Annotated in this window: 18 protein-coding genes; 17 read left to right on the top strand and 1 reads right to left on the bottom strand. The window is 73.4% G+C overall.

What is annotated here, in order from left to right; all coding sequences use genetic code 11:
- Positions 1 to 62 precede the first annotated feature (62 nt).
- The 6 genes from murJ (at position 63) to DSM112329_RS16260 (ending at position 7,111) form a co-directional block, all read left to right on the top strand.
- Positions 63 to 1,691, top strand: a complete 1,629-nt coding sequence (murJ, locus tag DSM112329_RS16285; RefSeq protein ID WP_354697608.1) for a murein biosynthesis integral membrane protein MurJ — start codon at positions 63 to 65, stop codon at positions 1,689 to 1,691.
- Positions 1,688 to 2,497 carry a class I SAM-dependent methyltransferase gene (locus tag DSM112329_RS16280; protein ID WP_354697607.1) on the top strand — a complete coding sequence of 270 codons (810 nt, stop codon included), beginning with the start codon at positions 1,688 to 1,690 and terminating at the stop codon, positions 2,495 to 2,497. The genes murJ and DSM112329_RS16280 overlap by 4 nt, the downstream gene beginning before the upstream one ends.
- A gap of 84 nt (positions 2,498 to 2,581) precedes the next feature.
- Positions 2,582 to 4,387: a translation elongation factor 4 gene (gene lepA, locus DSM112329_RS16275; RefSeq protein WP_354697606.1), complete on the top strand. Its 1,806-nt coding sequence runs from the start codon at positions 2,582 to 2,584 to the stop codon at positions 4,385 to 4,387.
- Between the two features lie 48 nt (positions 4,388 to 4,435).
- Positions 4,436 to 5,035: an RNA polymerase sigma factor gene (locus DSM112329_RS16270; protein WP_354697605.1), complete on the top strand. Its 600-nt coding sequence runs from the start codon at positions 4,436 to 4,438 to the stop codon at positions 5,033 to 5,035.
- Complete coding sequence (locus tag DSM112329_RS16265) at positions 5,032 to 6,273, top strand: hypothetical protein (protein WP_354697604.1); 1,242 nt, start codon at positions 5,032 to 5,034, stop codon at positions 6,271 to 6,273. The genes DSM112329_RS16270 and DSM112329_RS16265 overlap by 4 nt, the downstream gene beginning before the upstream one ends.
- A 55-nt stretch (positions 6,274 to 6,328) precedes the next feature.
- Positions 6,329 to 7,111 carry an SDR family oxidoreductase gene (locus DSM112329_RS16260; RefSeq protein WP_354697603.1) on the top strand — a complete coding sequence of 261 codons (783 nt, stop codon included), beginning with the start codon at positions 6,329 to 6,331 and terminating at the stop codon, positions 7,109 to 7,111.
- A 23-nt stretch (positions 7,112 to 7,134) separates the two neighbouring features.
- Here DSM112329_RS16260 and DSM112329_RS16255 read toward each other — a convergent pair whose 3' ends face one another.
- Positions 7,135 to 7,488 (bottom strand): hypothetical protein, encoded by a 354-nt coding sequence (locus tag DSM112329_RS16255; protein ID WP_354697602.1) that lies wholly within the window; start codon positions 7,486 to 7,488, stop codon positions 7,135 to 7,137.
- Positions 7,489 to 7,580: 92 nt separating this feature from the next.
- Here DSM112329_RS16255 and DSM112329_RS16250 point away from each other — a divergent pair, with 92 nt between their 5' ends.
- From DSM112329_RS16250 to DSM112329_RS16200, 11 genes are all read left to right on the top strand, one after another.
- On the top strand, positions 7,581 to 8,021 hold the full coding sequence (locus DSM112329_RS16250) for a MaoC family dehydratase N-terminal domain-containing protein (RefSeq protein WP_354697601.1): 441 nt from the start codon (positions 7,581 to 7,583) through the stop codon (positions 8,019 to 8,021).
- 5 nt (positions 8,022 to 8,026) lie between these two features.
- Complete coding sequence (locus tag DSM112329_RS16245; protein WP_354697600.1) at positions 8,027 to 8,425, top strand: MaoC/PaaZ C-terminal domain-containing protein; 399 nt, start codon at positions 8,027 to 8,029, stop codon at positions 8,423 to 8,425.
- 48 nt (positions 8,426 to 8,473) lie between these two features.
- The gene (gene hrcA, locus DSM112329_RS16240) at positions 8,474 to 9,511 is read left to right on the top strand and encodes a heat-inducible transcriptional repressor HrcA (protein ID WP_354697599.1); all 1,038 of its coding nucleotides are present in this window, start codon (positions 8,474 to 8,476) and stop codon (positions 9,509 to 9,511) included.
- 14 nt (positions 9,512 to 9,525) lie between these two features.
- Positions 9,526 to 10,650 carry a molecular chaperone DnaJ gene (gene dnaJ / locus DSM112329_RS16235; protein ID WP_354697598.1) on the top strand — a complete coding sequence of 375 codons (1,125 nt, stop codon included), beginning with the start codon at positions 9,526 to 9,528 and terminating at the stop codon, positions 10,648 to 10,650.
- Positions 10,647 to 11,480: a 50S ribosomal protein L11 methyltransferase gene (locus DSM112329_RS16230; RefSeq protein ID WP_354697597.1), complete on the top strand. Its 834-nt coding sequence runs from the start codon at positions 10,647 to 10,649 to the stop codon at positions 11,478 to 11,480. The genes dnaJ and DSM112329_RS16230 overlap by 4 nt, the downstream gene beginning before the upstream one ends.
- A 137-nt stretch (positions 11,481 to 11,617) precedes the next feature.
- The gene (locus DSM112329_RS16225) at positions 11,618 to 14,914 is read left to right on the top strand and encodes a Calx-beta domain-containing protein (RefSeq protein ID WP_354697596.1); all 3,297 of its coding nucleotides are present in this window, start codon (positions 11,618 to 11,620) and stop codon (positions 14,912 to 14,914) included.
- Between the two features lie 78 nt (positions 14,915 to 14,992).
- The gene (locus tag DSM112329_RS16220) at positions 14,993 to 19,060 is read left to right on the top strand and encodes a hypothetical protein (protein WP_354697595.1); all 4,068 of its coding nucleotides are present in this window, start codon (positions 14,993 to 14,995) and stop codon (positions 19,058 to 19,060) included.
- 74 nt (positions 19,061 to 19,134) lie between these two features.
- On the top strand, positions 19,135 to 20,061 hold the full coding sequence (locus tag DSM112329_RS16215) for an alpha/beta hydrolase (RefSeq protein ID WP_354697594.1): 927 nt from the start codon (positions 19,135 to 19,137) through the stop codon (positions 20,059 to 20,061).
- Between the two features lie 50 nt (positions 20,062 to 20,111).
- Positions 20,112 to 21,482, top strand: coding sequence for an NAD(P)/FAD-dependent oxidoreductase (locus tag DSM112329_RS16210; protein ID WP_354697593.1), 1,371 nt, complete (start codon positions 20,112 to 20,114; stop codon positions 21,480 to 21,482).
- Between the two features lie 23 nt (positions 21,483 to 21,505).
- Positions 21,506 to 21,937, top strand: coding sequence for a GatB/YqeY domain-containing protein (locus DSM112329_RS16205; RefSeq protein WP_354697592.1), 432 nt, complete (start codon positions 21,506 to 21,508; stop codon positions 21,935 to 21,937).
- 11 nt (positions 21,938 to 21,948) lie between these two features.
- Positions 21,949 to 22,932, top strand: a complete 984-nt coding sequence (locus DSM112329_RS16200; RefSeq protein WP_354697591.1) for a PhoH family protein — start codon at positions 21,949 to 21,951, stop codon at positions 22,930 to 22,932.
- Positions 22,933 to 22,951 lie beyond the last annotated feature (19 nt).

Raw genomic sequence — 22,951 nt, 5'->3', positions numbered from 1 at the left:
GAGCCTCGCGGCTCGCACGTCCCAGCGGTGGGGACGGGCCGTTTCACGTACCCTCCGGCAGCTTGGCGACGACGAGCCCCACGACCCCTGAAGCACCGCAGGACCCGCCGAAGAGCAGCGGGCTGGCCCGCAACACCGTCATCTTCTCGATCGCGACGGGCCTGAGCCGCATCATGGGCCTGGTCCGCGAGGTCGTCGCCTCGCGGTACTTCGGCACGGGCGGCGGCGCCTCGGCGTTCACCCTGGCCTTCCAGTTCCCGAACCTCGTGCGCAGCCTGTTCGCGGACGCTGCCATCAGCGCGGCGTTCGTCCCGATCTTCACGGAGCTGCTCGAGAAGGGGCAGCGCAAGGACGCGGCGCAGCTCGCCACGACGATGCTGCTCTGCATCATCGCCGCGCTCGGCGCGATAACGGCGATCTTCATCCTCTTCGCCGGCTCGATCATGCCGATCTTCCTCGGGGCCGAGTTCGAGCAGCCGCTCGTCGACCTGACGATCGGCCTGAGCCAGGTGCTGTTCCCGATCGTCCTGCTGCTCGGCGTGAACGGGCTCGTGGTCGGGATCCTCAACGCCTACGGGCACTTCGCCGTCCCCGCGATCGCGCCGCTCGTGTGGAACGTGATCATCATCGTCGCGCTCGTCGGCGCGCACCCGTTCCTGGACGGCGACGACGAGCTCTACGCCTACGCCGCCGGCGTGCTCGTGGGGACGCTCGTCCAGCTCCTGATCGCGCTGCCGATCCTGGGACGGCTGAACTTCCGCTTCGCCCGGACGTTCAGCCTGCGCGACGAGCGCGTCCGGCGGGTCTTCGTCCTGATGCTCCCGATCACGCTCAGCCTCGGGGTCATCAACTTCGACCTCTACATCAACTCGAGCCTGGGGACCCTGGTCTCCGAGCAGGCGCCGCGTGCGATCGACGCGGCCTTCCGTATCTACATGCTGCCGCAGGGCATGTTCTCGGTCGCCCTGGCGACCGTGCTGTTCCCGACCCTCAGCCGCTACGCCGCCCGCAAGGACTTCGACGGCCTGCGGACGACCATGGCCTCCGGGTCCCGGCAGATCTACCTCTGCCTCGTCCCTGCGGCGGTGTTCTGCGCCGTGCTGGCCACCCCGGTCACCCGCCTCGTCTACGAGCGCGGGGAGTTCGACGCCGAGTCCACCGCGCTCGTGTCGGACGCGTTGTTCTGGTTCTCCTTCAGCCTGCCGTTCGCCGGCGTGAACCTGCTGCTGACACGGACGTTCTTCAGCCTGCAGCGGCCGTGGATCCCGACCGCGCTGGCCGTCGTGAACCTCATCGTGAACGTGATCATCAGCCTGCTGCTGTACCGCTCGTGCGGCATCGCCGGCCTCGTCATCGGGACCGCGGTCGCCAGCGCGGGCATGACCGTCCTGCAGTCGATCTACCTCAAGCGGCTGCTCGCCGGCAGCCTCGAGGGCCCGCAGATGTCGTGGGCCGTCCTGCGGATCTGGAACGCCGCCGGCCTGCTGGGCGGCGCGAGCTACGGGACGTGGTGGGTGATCGACGACCTCCTCGGCCGGTCGATCATCGCCCAGGTGCTGGCCGTCGGCGGCGCGGCTACGGTTGGCTTCCTCGTCTACGCGACCGCCGTCCTGGCCCTCCGCGTCCCCGAGGCCGGCCAGATCCAGCGGCTCATCTCCGGCCGCGTCACCAGGAGCCGTCCCGCCACATGAGCACCATCGACTGGTCCATCGGCAGCTACGAGCGCACCGCCACCGAGCTCGACCCGGCCAGTGCGGAGGTCGTCGAGCTGGCCGGCATCACCGCCGGCGAGCGCGTGCTCGACATCGCCTGCGGAACGGGGAACGCGGCGCTGAAGGCGGCGGCGCGCGGCGGGATCGTCGTCGGCGTCGACCTCGCGGAGCGCCTGGTGCTCGTCGCGCAGCAGCGCGCGCAGGCGGCCGGCCTGGACGTGAAGTTCGTCCCGGCCGACGCGCAGCAGCTGCCCCTCGACGACGGGACCGTCGACGTCGCGCTGTCGGTGTTCGGCCTGATCTTCGCCCCCGACCAGCAGCGGACGGCCGCCGAGATGGTCCGCGTCCTGCGGCCCGGTGGCCGGGCGATCGTCACCGGCTGGGTCCGTGCGGGGGCGCTCGCCGACGTCGGTGCTGCGACTGCGCGGGCACGTGCCGCCGCGGCACCGCAGCAGGACACCGACGTCCCGCCGGCCGGCCGGACCGTCGTCGACTGGGGGGACCGGGACACGGTCGCCGAGCTCTTCGCGCCGCACCCCGTCACCCTGGAGTTCGCCGACAGCAGCCTGCCGTTCCGCGCGGCCTCGCCGGACGCCTGGGTCCGCGAGCAGGCCGAGCACCATCCGCTCTGGCTGGGCACCCGCGAGCTGCTGGGCGACGAGCGGTTCGTCACGCTCGAACGCGAGCTGATCGACATCCTCCACGCGGCGAACGAGGACCCGCAGGGCCTGCTGATGACGAGCCGCTACCTGATCACCACCATCACCCGGGACGAGACCACGTAGGTCGCCCACGTATCCTCAGTCGGACTTCATGAGCGACCAGTCCCTGATCCGCACGGCTAGGCGTCACTCGACCGAGAGCATCGCATGAGTGACCAAAGCCTTATCCGCAACTTCTCCATCATCGCCCACATCGACCACGGGAAGTCGACCCTGGCCGATCGCATCCTGGAGATGACGCACACGGTGGACGCCCGCGGGATGCGGGACCAGCTGCTGGACTCGATGGAGCTCGAGCGCGAGCGCGGGATCACGATCAAGGCCCAGGCCGTCCGGGTCGCCTACACGGCGAAGGACGGTGTGACGTACCAGCTGCACCTGATCGACACCCCTGGCCACGTCGACTTCACGTACGAGGTCAGCCGGTCGCTCGCCGCCTGCGAGGGCGCGCTGCTGGTCGTCGACGCCTCCCAGGGTGTCGAGGCGCAGACGCTCGCCAACACCTACCTCGCGGTCGAGGCGGGGCTGGAGATCATCCCGTGCCTCAACAAGCTCGACCTGCCGGGCGCCGAGCCCGAGCGCGTCGCCGGTGAGGTCGCCGACCTGCTCGGCGGCGAGCCGGGGGACATCCTGCAGATCTCCGGCAAGACCGGCATGGGCGTCGAGGAGGTCCTCGAGGAACTCGTCCAGAAGGTCCCGGCGCCGAGCGGCGACCCGGACGGTGCACCGCGCGCGGTCATCTTCGACAGCGAGTTCGACCAGTACCGCGGCGTCGTCGCCTACATCCGGATGGTCGACGGCACCCTGAAGAAGGGCGATGCCATCCGGGCGATGGCCGCCCAGACCGAGGCCGACATCGACGAGATCGGCTTCTTCACGCCGAAGATGACCGCGACGGACCAGCTGACCGCCGGCGAGGTGGGCTACGTCATCACCGGCCTGAAGGACGTCACGCTGCTGCGCGTCGGCGACACGCTGACCACCAAGCACCACGGCGCGACCGAGGCCCTCGAGGGCTACAAGGAAGTCCAGCCGATGGTCTTCTGCGGGCTCTTCCCGATCGACGGGGACGACTACCCCGACCTGCGCGACGCGCTCGAGAAGCTCACGCTCAACGACGCCGCGCTGGACTGGCAGCCCGAGACGTCCGACGCGCTGGGCTTCGGGTTCCGCGTCGGCTTCCTCGGCCTGCTGCACATGGACATCGTCCGCGAGCGCCTGGAGCGCGAGTACAACCTCGAGCTGATCGGGACGATGCCGTCCGTCGGCTTCGAGGTGACGCTGACCAACGGCGAGGAGGTCGAGGTCCACAACCCGTCGGACTTCCCCGACCCGCAGCGGGTCGCCGAGGTCCGCGAGCCGTTCGTCCGGGCCCAGATGCTGATGCCGAAGGAGTACGTCGGCACCGTCATGGAGCTGTGCCAGGACAAGCGCGGCGAGCACGCCGGCATGCACTACCTGTCGGCCAACCGCGTCAACCTCGAGTACGACCTCCCGCTCAGCGAGATCGTCATGGATTTCTTCGACCAGCTGAAGTCCCGCACGCGCGGCTACGCGTCGCTCGACTACGAGATCACCGGGATGCGGGCGTCGAACCTCGTCCGCCTCGACGTGCTGCTCGGCGGCGACGCGGTCGACGCGCTCTCGATGCTGGTCCACAAGGACAAGGCCTACGCGTTCGGCCGCACCCTGGCCGAGAAGCTGCAGAAGAAGATCCCGCGCCAGCAGTACGACGTCCCGATCCAGGCCGCGATCGGCGCGAACGTCGTCGCCCGCGAGACGGTCAAGGCGTTCCGCAAGGACGTCACGGCCAAGTGCTACGGCGGCGACATCTCGCGCAAGCGCAAGCTGCTCGAGCGTCAGAAGGAGGGCAAGAAGCGGATGAAGCAGGTGGGCCGCGTCGAGGTCCCGCAGGAGGCGTTCCTCGCGGTGCTGGAGCTCGGCGACAAATAAGCGCGCCGCCTGCAACGCGCAGGCCGCACCCGGACATGTGCCTGGCATATGACCGCTGAGAACCCTGAACCGCGCTTCCGGGCGCTGTTCGCCGACACGGAGCGCGACCTGCTCGCTTATGCGCTGCGGCGCGTGGACCGGGCCGAGGACGCCGCGGACGTCGTCGCGGAGACGTTCCTCGTCGCCTGGCGACGGCTGGACGACGTCCCGCCGGGCGACGAGGCCCGGTTGTGGCTGTACGGCGTCGCGCGCCGCCAACTCGCAAACCAGCGCCGCGGGCAGCTCCGCCGCTCCCGCCTCGCCGCACGGCTCCGGGAGGAGCTGCCGACGGCGACGGCCGGGGTCGGCGCAGCGGGGGACGACCAGCGCGTCGCCGCCGTCCGCGCCGCCCTCGCCCACCTCGACGAGGAGGACCGCGAGATCCTGCGGCTCACCAGCTGGGAGGGGCTGACCCCAGCCGAGATCGCCGCCGTCCTGCAGATCCCGGGGGTCACGGTCCGCAGCCGCCTGCACCGGGCCCGGCGCCGCCTGAAGGCCCAGCTCGACCGCCAGCCCGCCGACCCCGCCGCTGCCGCCGGGTCCACCAAGGCCACGTCCATGACGCCGCCCGCCTCCGCATCCACCTTCGCCCCGAAAGCCACCCGATGACCCGACGCGACGACGCGCTCACCGACACCGAACTGGACGCAGCGCTCGCCGCGTCCAGCCCGCTCGCGCCAGGCCGTGCGGCGGAGCTTCCCCTGGACGCCGCGCAGTCCGCGCTGCTGGACGAGCTCCTCAGCCAGGCCCCGGCCCCGGCCCACGCGCCCCGCCGGCTGCGTCACCGCACCCGCGGCGACCACGACAGCGTCCCCCGGGGCCACGCCCGCCGCTTCGTCCCCCGCGTCGCCGGCGCTGCCGCGGTCGTGACCGTCGTGATGATGGTGTTCCTCTCGCTGGGGGACGGTCCGGGCGGCGGCCGGGACGGCGGCAGCGTCTGGGCCGCGGAGCAGCTCCGCTTCGCCGAAGCGTCGCCGCTGGTGCTCCTGGGCGCCGACGGGTGGCGCGTGGAGTACGCCGACGAGCAGTCCAAGGAGGAGGGCGAGCTGCACTTCCGCCTCGGACCGACGCCGCCCCCCGGCTCGAACGACTTCACCGAGGGCGTGACGCCAGAGCCCGTCCCGGCCGACACGACCGCGGCGCAGCTGAACTGGCGCGGCGGGTCCTACGAGATGTGGACGCGGGACCGCTACAAGAGCGCGGTTGCGTCGAGCACCGCGCCGGTCCTCGGCACCACCGCGAAGGTCTACCAGTACGACGGCGGCACCCGGGGTCACCGGGACATCACGGCGATCTTCCGCTACGACGACCGGATCCTCGAGTTCCGGGCGGGCGCCGCCGGCATGAGCGCCTTCAAGGCGCTGCTCGCGACCCTGACCGCCGCCGACACCGACACCTGGCTGTCCGCCATGCCGGACAGCGTCGTGAAGGCCGCCGACCGTGACGGTGCGGTCGACCAGATGCTGGCTGGCATCCCGCTGCCGCGCGGGTTCACGGCGGCTGACATCCCGGACGAGCAGCTGACCAAGGACCGCTACCAGCTCGGCGCGCACGTCACCGGCGCCGTCGCCTGCCGCTGGCTGAAGCAGTGGAACGACGCCCGCCAAGCGGGGGACGTGCGGACGCGCGACGCGGCAATCGCCGCGATGGCGACGGCGAAGGACTGGCCGATCCTGCGCGAGATGACCAAGGAGGGCGACTACCCCGAGGCCATCGTCGAGTACGCGGCCGCGATGCGGAGCGGCACCTACCACGGCCGTCCGCTGATCGGCGACGTGGGCGAGGGGCTCGGCTGCGCCGAGCGGGGCGTCGAGCTCCCGCAGGGCAGCAGCGGCTCGGCCGGCTGAGCGGGCCTCAGCGGCTCCAGAAGCGCGAGAGGCGGGGACGCTAGCGTCCCCGCCCATGGACCTCGGACTGACCAGCAAGGCCTGCATCGTGACCGGCGCCAGCAAGGGCATCGGCCTGGAGACCGCGCGGCGGCTGGCGGCCGAGGGGGCCGGCGTCCTCCTGGTGGGCCGTGACGGCGACGCCCTCGCCGCGGCGGCCCGCGAGGTCGGCGGGATCGCCTGCGCTGCCGACGTCACGCATCCCGGCGCGGCCGCGGCCATCGTCGCCGCGTGCGAGGAGGCGTTCGGCGGCGTCGACGTCCTCGTCAACAACGCCGGGACGACGTTCGCCCGCAGCCTCGACGACCTCACCGACCAGGACTGGCACGACCAGTACGCGCTTCACGTGGTCGGCCCGATGCGGCTCATGCGGCTGGTGGCGCCGAAGCTCGCCGCGCGCGGCGGCGGGCGCATCGTGAACGTCTGCTCGAGCGCCGGCAAGCGCCCGTCGCAGAGCAACGGCGCCTACAGCGTGACGAAGGCGGCGCAGCTCTCGCTCTCGCGGCTGTTCGCCGACGCGCACGCGAAGGACGGCGTGCTCGTCAACGCCGTCGCGCCCGGGCCGGTCAGCAGCCCGCTGTGGATGGCCGACGGCGGAATGGCGGAGCAGCTGGCCACGGCCGGCGGCATCAGCCGCGACGAGGCGCTCGCCGTGCAGGAGGCGAAGGTCCCGCTCGGCCGGTTCGCCGAGCCGGGGGAGGTCGCCGACGTCATCGTCTTCCTCTGCAGCGCGCGGGCGTCGACGGTGACCGGTGCAGCATGGTCGGCCGACGGCGGCGCGGTGGCGATCATCGTCTGAGCGCCGAGCGCCGACGAGTCCCCCTACATCTTGCCGTGCTCGGCGACCGACGCGATGCGCCGGAGCACCTCCAGCAGCTCCTCCTCGACGTTCTTGCGGCTCGTCAGCAGCCGTCCCACGCGACCGGTCATCCCGTTGCTGCTCCGCGAACGCCGCGCCTTCAGCAGCGTCCCGCCGTCCTCCGGCTCGAGCTCGACGACCATCCCGTTGTTGAACTCGACCTTCGTGTACGGGTAGGCGTCGGCGACGCTGATCGCCATCGTGTGCTGTCCGCGCCACTGCGCCATGTCGTCCGGGTCGGTGAGGCACTCGTAGACGTCCCACGGCGACGCGGCGGCGACGTGCTTCGCGGTGTACGGGCGGGGTCCGTCGGCCATTCGCGCACCGTACCGCGCCCGCGATCGCCGGCCGCGCCGTCACCGCGGAGCGGGCGCACTGACCGGCGGCGCGCGCCGTTAGGCTGCGCGGCATGGGCGTGAGCACGAGTGCGGTCGGCAAGGCGTACCCCCCGACCGTCTACGCGGTGGGCCGGGAGAAGATCCGCGAGTACGCGCTCGCGGTGGGGGAGACGAACCCGCTCCACCTGGACGTCGACGCCGCCCGTGCCGCCGGCTACGCGGACGTCGTCGCGCCCCCGATGTTCTGCGTGGTCCCGTGCGCCCCGGCGCTCGGGCCGGCCCTGTTCGACCCCGAGGTCGGCATCAACTTCGCGCTCATGGTCCACGGGGGCCAGCAGTTCCGCTGGGGGCCGCTGGTCGTGGCGGGCGACGAGATCACGACGTCGGTGAGCGTCAAGTCGATCACCGAGAACGACGGCAAGGGCTTCTTCGTCTTCGAGTCCGTCTCCACAAACCAGGACGGCGACACGGTCTGCGTCGGGACCTGGACCAACATCGTGCGAGGGATCTGACCGCCATGACCGACATCGAGTTCACCCCCGGCGCCGAGCTGCCCGAGCTGAAGATCACCCCGGATCGCTTCCTCACCGTGCGCTACGCCGGTGCGTCCGGCGACTTCAACCCCATCCACGTCGACGAGGAGTTCGCGCGTCAGGTCGGGTTGCCGGGCCGGATCCTGCACGGGCTGTGGACGATGGCCCAGGTCGCGCGCGCGCAGACGGACGCCGGCGGGGGCCCGCACACGCTCAAGGCGCTCGAGGTCCAGTTCCGCGGGATGGGCGTCCCGGAGGCCGAGGTCGCGGTCAGCTCCACCGTCCGCTCCGTCGAGGACGGCCTCGCGACCGTCGACACCGTCGCGACGCAGAACGGCGTGCAGATCATCCGCGGCGCCACCGCGGAGATAGAGATCAGCTGACGCCCGGGCGCCCGGGCGCCTGCAGCCGGGCAAATACACTGGGCGCCAGTGCTGCTCACCCCGCGCCAGGAGCTGATCCTCCGCAAGGTCGTCGACGCGTACGCGGCCACCGGTGCCCCCGTCGGGTCGAAGGTGCTGGCCGCCGACCCCGAGCTGGACTGCGGCTCGTCGACGATCCGCGGCGAGCTGGCGTACCTCGAGGACAGCGGCCTGCTCGCGCATCCGCACACCTCCGCCGGCCGTGTCCCGACCGACGCCGGCCACCGGTACCACGTCGACCGGCTCCTCCACGGTCCCGACCGGCTGCCGGCGCGAATCGGGACGATGGACCTGCAGCTCGTCCGCCGCGAGATCGACGAGGCGATGCGGATGACGACGGAGACGCTGTCGCAGGTGACGAACCTGATGGCGATCGTCTCCGCGCCGCCGATCGACACCGCGACCGTCCGCCACGTCGAGGTCCTCGCCCTGCAGCCGCAGGTGCTGATGGTCGTCGTCATCACCTCGACCGGCGGCGTCACCAAGCGCGTGTTCACGTTCGATCACCCCGTCGACCCCGGGCTGGTCGCCTGGGCGGGGGACGAGCTCAACGGCCGCCTGGTCGGCGTCGGGCTCGGCGCGCGGTCGCTGCGCGGCCGGCTGACCGACCAGGCGCTCGGGCACCGCGAGCGGACGTTCCTCGAGGCGCTCGCACCGGCCTTCATCGACCTCGCCTCCACTGCCGAGGACTCGCTCTACGTCGACGGCGCCGCGCGCCTGCTGACCGAGCATCGCGTGCAGGACCTCGACCAGATCGAGGACATCATGGCGATGCTCGAGCGGCGCGTCTCGCTGCTCGGCGTCCTGCAGAGCGCGCTCGGCGAGCCGGACGTGCTGGTGCGGATCGGCTCGGAGAACCTCGAGCACGCACCGGCCCTGCGGTCGCTGGCGCTGGTGGCGGCGGGCTACGGCCTCCCGGCGCGCAAGCTGGGTACCGTGTCCGTCATCGGGCCCGTCCGCATGGACTATGCGGTCGTGATCGGCTCGGTCCGCGAGGCCGCCTTCCAGCTGTCGCGCTTCATCGAAGACATCTACGAGACCCCCTAGAAGAACCGACCGCCTTGAGCTCCACCGTGCCCCGCGACCCGTACGAGGTCCTCGGCGTCGCCCGCGACGCCGACGAGACCACCATCAAGAAGGCGTTCCGCAAGCTCGCCCGGGAGCTGCACCCGGACGTCAACTCGCACGATCCCGAGGCGGAGACGAAGTTCAAGGAGGCCGCCGAGGCCTACGAGATCCTCAACGACGCCGAGCGCCGCGCGACGTACGACCGCCACGGCCACGAGGGCCTGCGGTCCGGCGGGATGGGCCCGAACTTCGACGGCTTCGGCTCGATCACCGACCTCTTCGACGCGTTCTTCGGCGGTGGCGGCGGGGGCGGCCGCGGCGGTCCGGCGCAGGGGGACGACGTCGGCATCCAGGTCGACATCCCGCTCGTCGAGGCGGCCCACGGCGTGAAGTCGCCGCTCAGCTTCGAGGCGGTCGAGCTCTGCCGCACCTGCAACGGCAACGGCGCCGAGCCCGGAACGCCGATCGTCAAGTGCGAGCGCTGCAACGGCGCCGGCCGGCTGCAGGCCGTCAGCCGGACCCCGTTCGGCCAGGTCGTGCGGACCGTCGCCTGCGACGTCTGCCACGGAGACGGACGCACGGCGGAGCAACCCTGCGAGACGTGCGACGGGCGTGGCCGCGAGGTCCGGCGGCGCGACCTGGAGGTCGACATCCCGGCCGGCATCGCCGACGGTCAGCGCATCCGGCTGTCGGGCCGCGGCCACGCGGGCGAGGCGGGCGGACCCCCAGGTGACCTCTACGTCCTCGTCCACGTCCTGCCGGACGAGCGCTTCCTGCGCGACGGCGACGACCTCATCACGGTGCTCGACGTCCCGGCGCCGCTCGCGGCCCTGGGCGGCACGTTGAGCGCCCCGACGATCGACGGCGAGACGGACGTCGAGGTCCCGGCGGGGACGCAGCCCGGGGAGAGCCTCACGCAGCGCGGCCTCGGCATGCCCGGGCTGCGGCGCGCGGGCCGGTCCGGTGATCTGAAGGTGATCGTGAACGTGGTGATCCCGCGCAAGCTGTCCAAGGACCAGAAGAAGCTGCTCGAGCAGTTCGCCGCGACCGTCACCCCGGAGAACCTGCGGACGGACGAGACCATGGTCGGCAAGCTCAAGCGCCTGTTCCAGCAGTGATACGCCTCGCGGTCCGCGTCCGCCGGGAGGACGCCGAGATCGCGCTGGCCGAGCTGCTGGCGCTGGCCCCGGCCGGCGTCGAGGAGGTCGACCTGGGGAATCGGGTGGAGTACGCCATCTACGGCGCGCCCGGCGAGCTCCCGGACCTGCCGGACCTGCAGGCGGCGGCCGGTGACGCCCTGGTGGAGGTCACCACGACCCATGTCGAGGACGACTGGGCGGAGCGCTGGCGCGACTTTCACCAGCCGATCGAGGTCGGCGGCCGGCTTCACGTGCGCGCGCCGTGGCATCCGGAGCCCTGTCCCGGACCGATCGACATCGTCATCGACCCGGGACAGGCGTTCGGTACCGGTGCGCACCACACCACGCGCCTCTGCCTGGAGCTGCTGCTGGCGCTCGAGCCGCCGCCGGCGTCCGGCTCGGGTCGCGCCATGATGGACGTTGGATGCGGGTCCGGGGTGCTGGGGATCGCGGCGGCGAAGCTCGGCTACGGCCCGGTCGCGGGCGTCGACCACGAGCGCGAGTCCGTCGCCGCCACGCTGGCCAACGCCGCCGTCAACGGCGTCGCGATGGACGCCGCCCGGCACGACCTGCTGCGCGACGGCCCGTCGCCGGGCGCACCGGTCGTCCTCGCGAACCTGCTGCGGCCGCTGCTGCTGCGGGTGTCGGCGGACGGGTTCACGGGCGTGCAGCCGGACGTCGTGATCGCCTCCGGGCTGCTGGCGCACGAGGCCGACGAGGTCGCGGCCGCGTTCGGCGCGGCGCACGGCCTGCGCGAGGTCGACCGCCGCCACGGCGGCGAGTGGGCGGCGCTGCTGCTCCGCCGCTGACGGTCGTCGGGGCCGGTCCTGCGCCGCTGAGTCGCAGAAAAACCCCTGCATTGCGGGTATTCCAGATCATGTAATGTTCGTCTAGAAACAACACACTGCATCGCACGCCTCGGGGGGCATCCTTGTCTTCGTCTCGCTTGCGCGCCTCCGGGCGTGCCCTCGTCGTCCTCGCCGTCGCCGGCAGTCTCATGGGCACCGGACAGGTCCAGACGGCGGCCGCGTCCGCGCCGCCCGAGTGGCAGTCGCTCTGCCCAGCCTTCGCAGCGTGTGACGGCGCCGGCGGCGCCCGCGGGGACACGCGGCGCGCGGGCGGACCGGCGTCGATGGCCTTCGCAACCGCAGCCGCGGGCCGCGGCGAGGGCTCAGGCGGTCAGACGGTGGAGATCGTCGCCACCAATCCCCCCGGGTACACGCACCCGCCGAGCGGCGACGGGTTCACCTGGCGGGTCGCTGCTTCGGGCACGGCGTCGCTCGGGAGCGACTTCCAGATGAACACACCCGTGGTCATCAGCAACCACGACAACGGCACCATCGGCTACGGCTTCACGCTGACCGTCCTCCAGGACACCGCCGACGAGCCGGACGAGACCGTCGTGGTCGAGCTCGTGAACCCGACCGGCGACGTCGTGATCGGCTCGCCGGCCACGTACACCCTCACGATCCAGGACGACGACGTGGCGTCGGCCGATCCCGTGCACTTCGTGCCGGCTGCGACCAGTCACGGCGAGAGCGGCTCGCAGCTCGTCTTCACCGCCGGGACCGGTGTCGGGACTGGGAGCTACACGGTCGAGGTGGCCGGCGGGACCGCGACCCCGGGCGTCGACTTCTCCGTGCCCTCCGCCGGACAGCCGGTGCCGTTCGGCGCGGGCGACACGTCGAAGAACTTCCCGGTGAACATCGTCGCCGACACGGAGGACGAGCCGAACGAGACCGTGGTGCTGCGGCTGACGAACGCGACAGGGGACGTGGTCCTCGGTCCACCGACGGAGTTCACGCTGACGATCGAGGACGACGACGACCCGGCCCCCGCGCCGGGCGAGAACGAGGTGCGCTTCGTCGGTTCGGCCGTGACCGTCACCGAGGGCGATGGCGGCAAGCTGACGCTCCAGCGCCCGCTCGGGACGGCTGAGGGGTTCGTCGGCACGCGCGGGGTGGCGGGGACCGCGAAGCTCGGCGACGACTGGCTGCTGCAGGGCGGCGGGGACGCGGCGTCGGTCGAGTTCCTGCCGGCCACCCGCACCGGTGAGGTCACGTTCACGTCCACCGAGGACACGGTGGCCGAGCCGACCGAGACGTTCACGGTCCAGCTCGAGAACCCGAGCGGCACGTTGAAGCTGGCGGTCCCATCGACGGTCACCGTGACCGTCCTCGACGACGACTCCGCCCCCGGGGGTGGCCAGACCCAGGGCCCGGAGCTCGTCCCGCTCAACCCGAACCGGCCGCCGGACCCTCCGCAGGCCCCGGTCAACCCGGGTGCCCCTGGTCCGCCCGCGACCTTCCCGATCGTGACGCCAGTCAAGCGCACCATGCCCGACGTCCGCTTCATGACGCTGGCCGAGGCCAAGCGCAAGATCGATGCGGTGCTCGGCAGCGCGGTCGACTTCGGCAGCGTCGCCGAGCAGAGCAGCCGCGGCACGGCCATCAAGGACATCAAGTGCAGCGAGGGCGGCGACTCCCCACCCAGCTCGAAAGCCGCGTGCACGCGGCCCGGCGGCAAGCGCCTGGCGGCGAACGCTGTCTTCAAGCAGTCGCCGGAGGCCGGCGCTGAGTTCGAGGTCTCCCTCGTCAAGGCGAAAGAGGTCCGGCTCTTCTTTCGGGACCCGCTCGACGAGCGCAAGGACCCGCCCGACACCAGGAAGTACGGCGACGAGTGCCCGTTCATCAACACGGGCAAGTTCAAGGAGGAGGCGCAGCGCGAGTTCCTGCGCTCCCTCGACGGCCTCAGCGAAAAGGCCGCCGTCGCGCGGCTGGAAGACCGTGAGTGCCCGTTCCGCACGACGAGCACGATCCAGCGCGGGAACGACCCGTTCACGCCGTACGTGAGCGGAGCGGCCCGGGCCACCGTCGTGCTCGACGTGAAGACCGACCGGATCGCCGGCGCCTTCAGCGTTCCCCGGCTCACCGTGACGCGGTTCCGGTACCCGGCGCTCGCGCTGGCCTTCTCCTACCGGCGACTGACCGGCTCGGACTACCTCGCCGGCGGTACGACGGATGCACCCCGGGTCAACTTCGGCGCGGTCAACGCCGGTATGACGACGGACGGCCGCCTCACCGCGATTCCCGCCGGGGGCGACACCAACGACCAGAACGCGATCTGCGTGCGCGCGATCGTGTCTGCGACCGGGCAGGCGATCGAGGCCTCGATCGACGTCCAGGACCCGGCCGGCCAGCCGGTCGCCCTGAAGGCGCTCACGGGCGGCACGCTGCGCCCGACGACGATGCCGGCGCGCATGCCCGGCGGCGAGCTCTGCGGCCTGTTCGCGATCCGCGACGCCGGCGACTACCTCTTCCAGGTCACCTACCAGGGCACCAACGGACAGGAGCTGAGTGGTGGCGCACGGGTCCGCGCGACCACGCGCAAGAACGGCGCCGTGGCGACGCTGCTCGGCGGCCGCGAAGTGGAGTACGTCGCCAACGCACAACAGTTCAACCTGCGGAACCCGACCGCCCGGCGTCGCGGCGTGCTCGAGGACGCCGTGGTTGCAGTTCTCCGGGCGGTGCAGAATTTCTTCGCCGGCGTCGCCGGCGAGCTGGCGAAGCCGGCCGTCGCCGTCCAGCCCCGGCCGGTCCGGGTGGCGGACACGCTGGGCTTACGCCCGAGCGTGCTCGTATCGGGGCTGATCGCCAACGACGGCGCGTCGCTGGTCGGGAACGCCGGCGGCACCCTGCTCGCGAACGACGGCGCCTCGCTCATCGCCAACGACGGCGCGTCGCTGATCGCGAACGACGGCGGCTCGCTGATCGCCAACGATGGCGCGTCCTTGATCGCGAACGACGGATCGTCCCTGATCGCCAACGACGGGGCCTCGATCGTCAGCAACCACAGCGGAGCCCGCAGCGCGCGCCCGCGCCAGGCGGCGGCGGGTTCGCGCATCGCCGGGCTCCGGCCGACCGCCTCCGGCATCCTGAGCGTCACCAGTGGGACGACCCGGCAGGGTGCTCTGCCGCAGGCCGCCGGCATCACCGCGCTCGGCGGCAGCTTCGTGGTCGCCGGTGGGGTCGCGGCGCAAGTCGGCGGCAAGGCCGTCCCGGCCGCCAGGCCGCAGGTCGTCCCCGCCGGCGGCATGGTGACCGAGATCTGCGACCGCGAGGTCGTCTTCTTCGCCGTCGACGGGGTCTTCCGGTTCCTGCCGGGGACGATCATCGCCGGCGCCGCACTGCCGTGCCCGGTCAACGCCGGCGCGGCCGGCATCCCGGTGGTGCGCACCGGCTGACCGCGGGCCACGCCCCGCCGCCCGTCCGCTCCGCGGCCGTCCGGCTCAAGACCGCGCGCTGCCTGCCGATGGTCGGGCATGGACGACGTCGCGCTGGAGCCGCTCCCGACGTCCGACGAGGAGCAGCTGCTGCTCGCCGTCGCCGACGGCGCCTACCTGGTCGCGGCCGGGGACGGGAGCGTGCGCGAGTGCGGTGCCGACATCGCCGCCCGGGTCGGGATCGCCGCGATCGACGCCGTCGGCCTCCCGCTCACCGACCTGCTCCTGCTGCCCGCGAAGGCCGCCTTCGAGCGGGCGCTGCAGGGGCCGGACCGGACGTTCGACGTCGCGCTGGACGACGGCCCGTCGTTGCGGGCGCGCGTCGTCGCCGTGCCGCTGTCGCTGGGCTGGGAGGTCACGGCGTTGCTCGGCGACCTCGGGATCCGGGACCCGGAGGGCTGGACGCTCGCCGCCCTCCGCAGCCAGCACGGGCTCGCGATCGATCAGGTGCTCGCGGACCAGACGCTGGAGCCCGACGTCCGGCTGGCCGGGATCCTCGTCGTGCTGCGCCCGCCGGCCGGGACGACCCTCGACCGCGCCGGCGTCCGGGAGCGGCGGCTGCGACGCGCGGAGGACACGGGCGTGGAGGGCGAGGGGCCGGTCGACCTCCTCGCGGAGGACGCGCCGCTCGACGCGGGCGCGCTGGACGAGCTCGTCGAGCACGCGCGCGAGCTGCGCGGGCGTCTGGACCAGGCCGAGGCCGCCGCCGCGCTGGTGGCCCGCGAGCGTGACGCCGCGGCCGAGGAGCGCGATGCCGCCGCCCGCGAGCGCAACGCGGCGGCACAACGGGCGGAGGAGGCCGTCCGTGCCCGCGACGCCGTCGAGCAGGCGCGCCAGCAGATCCTCGCCGAGCGCGACGGGATCATCGCTGCCCGTGACGACGCTCGCCGCGGCCAGCAGGCGCTCGCCGAGTCGCTCGACGCGGCCCGGCTGCGCCTCACGACGCTGGAGGCGGACGCCGCCACGCTGCAGGAGCAGAAGGACGCGGCCACAGCGTCCCTGGGGGCGCTGCGCGCCACGCTGGACGAGGCCACCGCACGGAGCGCCGCGCTCGCGACGCAGCACGAGCTGGCCGCCGCGCGCCGCGACGAGCTCGACGCCGCGCTCACCGCTGCCGTCGCCGAGCGCGACGCGCTCCGCCTGACCCGCGAGGCCGGCGAGCGCCGCAGCGAGGAGCTGCAGGCGGCCCTGACCGCACTGAGCGACGAACGGGACGGTCTGGGTCGACGGCTCGCGGAGGCGACGGCTGAGCATGCGGCCCTGGGCGCGGCCCACGCCGGGGCGCTGCGCGAGCGGGACGCGCTGCAGGCGGCGGACGCAGACCGTGGTCGGCAGCTCGCGCGGGTCGAAGCCGCCCGCGAGGATGCGGTCCGCGCCCTGGCCGACGCGAGGGCCGCCGGGACGGGCACGACGGACCGCGCCGCAGCGCTGCAGGCGGAGCTCGACCGGCAGCGCACGGCCGCCGAATCGCTCGGCCGCGAGCGCGATGCCGGACGGGCTGAGCTTGCGGCGGCGACCGCAACGGGGGAGGGGCTCGCTCGGGACCTGGCCGCGGCAGGTGCGGCGGGCGACGCCCTGCGGCAGGAGCTCGCCGCCGCCCTCGCCGCGACGCGCGACCGCCAAGCCGAGCTGCAGGTCGCCGTCCAGGCCCGTGCCCTCGCCGAGGCCGAGCTCGCGGCGGCGGCGACCGAGCAGGCCGCGCTGGAGGGGCGGCTCGCGGCGGCCGACGAGTCACGCTCGGCCATGGAGGCCGCGGCGCGTGAGGCGGACGACGCGCGGGCCGCCCTCACCGCACGACTGATGTCCCTCGAGGCCGACCGCGACGCGCTGCGGTCCGAGCTGGACCGCGTGCTCGCCGAGCACGACGCCGTGAAGGCCGCGACCACGCAGGCCACGGCACAACGGGACGCGCTGGGCGCCGACCTCGAGCACGAGCGCCAGGCCCGCGCCGCCGCAGAGGCCGCGGCCCGCAGCCGGCAGGTGGCCCTGGACGAGCTCACCCGCGAGGCCGAGCGGGCGCGCGCCGCCGCCGAACAGGCCGGGCGACGCGACAGCACGGCCGACAGCGCCGCGGCGGAGGCGGCGCAGGCCCGGCAGGAGCTGGCGCAGGCCCGCGCCGCGCTCGAGCAGCTCCGGGTCGCCGAGGACCAGTCGCGCGGCGAGCTCGAACGGGCCCGGACCATCACTGCGACGCTGACGGCGGACCTGGCGCAGGCACGGGAGGCGCAGGCACGGACGGACACGGCCCTCGCCGAGGCGCAGCGCCGTGGCACGCTGGTCGCCGCCGAGCTGGACCGGGCACGGTCGGACGCCGCGGCCACGGCGACGGCGCTCGAGCAGTCGCGCGCCACCGAGGCCGCGGCGGCGGCCGGTCTGGACAGCGCCCGCGCCGCCGAGGCGGAGTCCGCCACGGCGCTCGCCCGGTCCCGCGCCGCGCACGCCACCGCCACGTCCCAGCTCCAGCAGGCGCAGGCGGCTGCGGCGGCAGCCGACGACGTCGCTGCGAGCGCCCGTGCCGCCGAGGTGGCCGTCCGCTACGAGCTCGAGCGGTCCCAGGAGAGGCTCGCGGCGGCAGGCGCCACCGGTGCCCAGCGGCAGAGCGGCGACGCCGACCTCAGCGTGCAGCTGCAGGCGGCGCAGACGCTCGCCGCGCACGCCCAGTCCGAGCTCGAGCGCGTGCACGAGCAGCGCGCGACCGCGGAGGCAGCTGCCCTGTCGGCGTCCGCGGAAGGCGACAGGGCGCGCGCGGCGCTCCAAGTGGCCCATGCGGAGGCCGCAGCCGCGCGAACCGCCGCCGAGCACGCCGGCGCTGCCGCGCGGCAGGCACAGGCGGACGCCGACACCGCGCGCCGGGAGCGCGACGCTGCCCTGGCAGCAGCCCAGGCCGACACCGCGCACAGGACATCGGGCCTGGCCGCCGCCGACGCCCAGATCCGTGAGGCCCGGGCGGAAGCAGCGGCCGCCACCGAGGCGCTGGCGCAGGCCGGCTCGCGCGCCGCGCAGTCCGCCGCCCAGCTCGCGCAGGCCCAGGCTGACGCGCAGGCCGCAGCCGCCGAGCGCGACCAGGCCCGCGGCGCAGCCGACGATGCCCGGACCCGCGCCGCCGCGCTGCTGGCCGAGCGCGACGCTGCGCGGGCCGAGGCCGCGCGCGGCGCCGCGGAGCTCCGGGCCGTCCGGGTCGCGGCCGACGCGGCCCGCGCTCAGGCGGACGACCACCGGGGGACCGTCGACCACGTCCACACCGAGCTCGAGCAGGCGCTTGCCGCGCTGGCACGGTCCGGGACGCAGATCGGCGCCGCGCACGCCGAGCGGGACGACGCTCGCGCGGAGACCGCCGAGGCCCGTGACGGCGAGGCCCGCACCCGCGCGGCGCTCGAGCAGGCGCGCGCCGGGGCGGAGGAGGCCGCGGCGACGAGCGCCCGGCTGGGCAGCGACGTCGACGGCCTGAAGGTCGCCCTGCAGACCGCCCGGGCCCAGCTCGAGGCCGTCCGCGGCCAGCTCGACGCCGCCCGCGCCGAGCGGGACGACGTCTGGAGCCGCCACAGGCAGCTCGCCGCCGAGGCGGGGGTCGAGGTCCCCGAGCGTCCGGAGCCGGTGCCGGCGCCCGCCCCGGCGGGAGCGCGAGCGCGTGCCCGCGCGGCCAACGCCGGCGACATCGACGCCGCCGCCACGCGGATCCGCCCGTTCGCGGTCCCGTCCGTGCCGGCCGCCGCTGTCCCGGCGGCGGCAGTCGCAAGCGCCATCGAGCTGCCGTCGGCCCCGGGCCGCGCCTTCGCCGTCGTCGGACCCGACGGCTGCTTCAAGCGCCTGGATGCGGGCTTCTGCGATCTGCTCGGCTACGCCGAGCCCGACCTCCTCGGCGCGGGTTGGCCGTCGATCATCGACTCGGACAACATGCGCGCGCACCGCGAGCTGGCGCGGCAGCTCCGCAGCGGCGCGCTCGACACGGCGGACGTCCAGACGTTCTACATGCACGCTCGCGGTCTGCTCGTCGGCGTCGCGGCCCACGTCAGCCCGGCCGTGCTCGACGGGGCCGGGCCCGGGCACCTGCTCCTGGAGGTCGACGTCGCCGCCACCGCGGCGCCCACGGCGAACCGGCCGCGGTAGCCGCCAGCGGGTCGGCGGGCCGCACGCGGACCGAGCGGCGGCGCCGGACCGCACGTCCGCGTTAGGGTCGCCGTATGTCCGACCGCACCGACGTGACGATCCCCTCCGGCGACGACTCCCTCGCCGCCTGGCTCTACCGGCCGGAAGGCGCTGACGCCGACGTGCCGTGCGTCGTCATGGCCCACGGCTTCAGCGCGACCCGCGAGGAGGGCCTCGCGCCGTACGCGGAGGCGTTCCAGGCGGCCGGCCTGGCGGCGCTCGTCTTCGACTACCGCCACTTCGGCGACTCGACGGGGGAGCCGCGCCAGCTGCTCGACATCGGCAGGCAGCGGGCCGACTACCGCGCCGCCGTCGGCTACGCCCGCGGGCTCGACGGCATCGACGGCGCGCGCATCGCGCTCTGGGGGTCCTCGTTCTCCGGTGGCCACGTCATGTCGCTCGCCCAGGAGGACCCGGCCGTGGCGGCCGTCGTCGCCCAGGCGCCGTTCACGGACGGCCTGACGATCGTCAAGAGCGCCCCGAAGCTGAACCTGCTGCGGGCGACGGCGGACGCGATGCGCGACCAGGCCGGCGCGCTCCTCGGCCGTCCGCCCGTCCTGCTGACCGCGGCCGGCGACCCCGGGACCTACGCCGTCATGACCGCGCCCGAGGCGCTGCCGGGCTTCACCGGCATCGTCAGCCCGCAGTCCAAGTGGCGCAACGAGGTCGCGGCTCGCGTGATGCTTCACATCGGCACCGAGAACCCGGCCGGCGGGACGGGCAAGCTGGCCATGCCGCTGCTGATCTGCGCCTGCGACAAGGACCAGACGACCCCGCCGGCGCCGGCGCGCAAGGCGGCCGAGCGCGCGCCCCGCGGCGAGCTCAAGTCCTACCCGATCGGTCACTTCGACATCTACTCGAGCCTCGAGGCGCGGGCCGATCAGGTCGAGTTCCTGACCCGGCACCTGCTCGACGCGGCTGGTGCGCCGGCGGCCACCGCGAAGGTGGCGCCGACTTTGTGACAGGTTTGTGCGGTTGGTCTCTTCGCCTGTAAGCGAGGACACTCGACCGCATGTCCTGGCACATCGTCATCGCGGGTGGTGGCTTCGGCGGCTTCCACGCCGCGCGAACCCTCGAGAAGACGCTCGCACCCCAGGCCGCCCGCGTCACGCTCGTCACCGACACGAACTTCATGTTGTACACGCCGCTGCTGCCCGGGGCGGCGGCCGGCACGCTGGAGCCCCGCCACGTGGTCGTCCCACTGCGCGAGGAGCTGCGCCGGACCGACCTGCGCCTCGGCCGCGTGGTCGGGGCGGACCCCTCCCGCAACGTGATCAGCGTCAGCTCACCCGAGACCGACAGCGTCGAGGAGCTGACGTACGACCAGCTGATCGTCGCCCTGGGATCGGTGTCGCGGACCCTGCCCGTGCCCGGGCTCGCCGAGCACGCCGTCGGCTTCAAGTCGCTCCCCGAGGCGATCGCGCTGCGCAACCGCCTCCTGCGGACGTTCGAGATCGCCGAGCGCATGACCGACCCGGCCGAGCGCGCCGCCTGGCTCACCTACGTCTTCGTCGGCGCCGGATACGCCGGCCTCGAAGGCCTCGCCGAGCTGCAGGACTTCGCCGCCGACGTCATCGGGCTCTACCCGCGCTGCGCCACGTCGGGGATCCGCTTCATCCTCGTGGAGGCCCAGGAGCGCGTGATGCCGGAGATCCCGGCGCCGCTGGCCGACTTCTCGATGCGCGAGCTCCGATCCCGGGGGATCGACATCCGCACGTCGACCACGCTCGACGCCGTCACCGCGACCACGGCGACGCTCTCGGGTGGCGAGGTCGTCCCCACGCGTACCGTCGTCTGGACGGCCGGGGTGCGGCCGCAGCCGGTGATCGCGAAGCTCGGGCTGCCGACCGACACGGGCGGGCGGATCGAGGTCGACCGCACCATGCGCGTCGCCGGCACGGACAACGTCTGGGCGATCGGCGATGCGGCCGCAGTGCCCGATCCGGCGCAGAAGCTGCAGCGCCCCACGCCGCCGACCGCGCAGCACGCCATCCGGCAGGGCCGGCTCGTCGCCCGCAACGTCGCCGCCACCCTCGGGACGGGCAAGGTCAGGCCGTTCACCTTCAAGACCAAGGGCGTCTTCGTCGACATGGGCCGCGGCCGGGCGGTGGCCTCGACGATGGGCCTGCGCTGGCGCGGGGCCCCGGCGTGGTGGCTCGCACGGACCTACCACCTGGCGATGATGCCCGGCACCAAGCGCAAGCTCCGCCTGCTCGTCGACTGGAACGTCGGCCTCGTCTTCGGCCGCGACACGTCCGAGCTCGGGCAGCTCGGCCATCCCGAGGGACTCGCGAGCGCGGACTCGAACCCCGCGTCGCCGTCGACCGGTCCCGTGGAGGGGCTGGCCGGGCCCGATCCGGCCGTGCCGGCGGGTTCCGTCTGACGCGGCGCTAGAGTCCGTCGCGGATGACGCTGGAGGAGACGGTCAAGGCCGACGTGACCACCGCCATGAAGGCGGGGGACAAAGATCGCGTCGGGGCGCTCAGGCTCGTGCTCTCCGAGCTGCAGAAGGCAGCGAAGGACGGCAACGACGACGAGCAGGCGGTCCTGCGCCGCGAACGCAAGCGACGGGTGGAAGCCGCCGCCGCGTTCCGCGACAACGGCCGGACCGAGCTCGCCGACGCCGAGGAGGCCGAGGCGCGGATCATCGAGGGCTACCTGCCCGCCGAGCTGGGGGACGACGAGCTGCGCGCCATCGTGCAGGCCGCCGTCACGCAGACCGGTGCGACATCCCCGAAGGAGATGGGAGCGGTCATGAAGGCCGCCATGCCGCAGATCGCAGGACGCGCCGACGGCAAGCGCGTGTCTGCTCTTGTCAACGAGCTTCTGAGGAGCTGATTCTTCCCACCGTGCGCCGCCAGATCGAGGTCTCAAACGAAGTCGCCGCCGCCCTCACGGGCAGTACGGACACGACGCTCCGAGCCCTCGAGTCGCACGTGGGGTGCTCGCTCTACGTCCGTGGCAACCTGATCACGCTCGACGGCGACGCCGAGTCCGTCGCCGGCGCGTCGATCATCGTCCGCGAGCTCGCGTCGCTCGTGGCGCAGGGACACGCCGTCGACGAGGGCCTGATCCGGACCGTGACGGGCGCGCTCGCGCAGCACACCTCGCCCTCCGAGGTGCTTGACGACGTCGTCTGGCGCCACCGGTCGACGAAGGTCGTCCCGAAGAGCGTCCAGCAGAAGCGCTACGTGGATTCGATCCGCAAGAACACGATCACGTTCGGGGTCGGCCCGGCCGGCACGGGCAAGACGTTCCTCGCGGTCGCCGCGGCTGCCGCGGCCCTCAACCGCCGCGAGGTCAGCCGCATCATCCTGACGCGCCCCGCCGTCGAGGCGGGCGAGCGCCTGGGCTTCCTGCCCGGCGACCTGATGGCGAAGATCGACCCGTACCTGCGGCCGCTGTTCGACGCGCTCCACGACATGATGGACCCCGAGAAGGTGGTCGCCCACCTCGAGAAGGGCGTCATCGAGGTCGCTCCGCTGGCGTTCATGCGCGGCCGGACCCTCAACGACTCGTTCATCATCCTCGACGAGGCGCAGAACACCACGCCCGAGCAGATGAAGATGTTCCTGACCCGCCTGGGCTTCAACTCCCGCATGGTGGTCACCGGCGACGTGACGCAGGTCGACCTCCCGCGTGAGCAGCAGTCCGGCCTCGTGGTCGTCGGGGAGATCCTGAAGGAGGTCGAGGAGATCGACTTCGTCCGCTTCGGCGGCGGGGACGTGGTCCGGCACCGGCTCGTCCAGCGGATCGTGGAGGCGTACGGGGAGCACGCCGAGCGCAGCGCGCCGGAGCTCCGGCCTGCAGCAGGCACCCACCGCCGGGCCTGACGTCCCGACCCCGCGGAGG

Source organism: Paraconexibacter sp. AEG42_29, from assembly GCF_040581415.1.
Taxonomy (GTDB): Bacteria; Actinomycetota; Thermoleophilia; order Solirubrobacterales; family Solirubrobacteraceae; genus Paraconexibacter.
The sequence above is the reverse complement of the archived record's forward strand: the minus strand, read 5'-3'. Positions and strand labels throughout refer to the sequence as shown.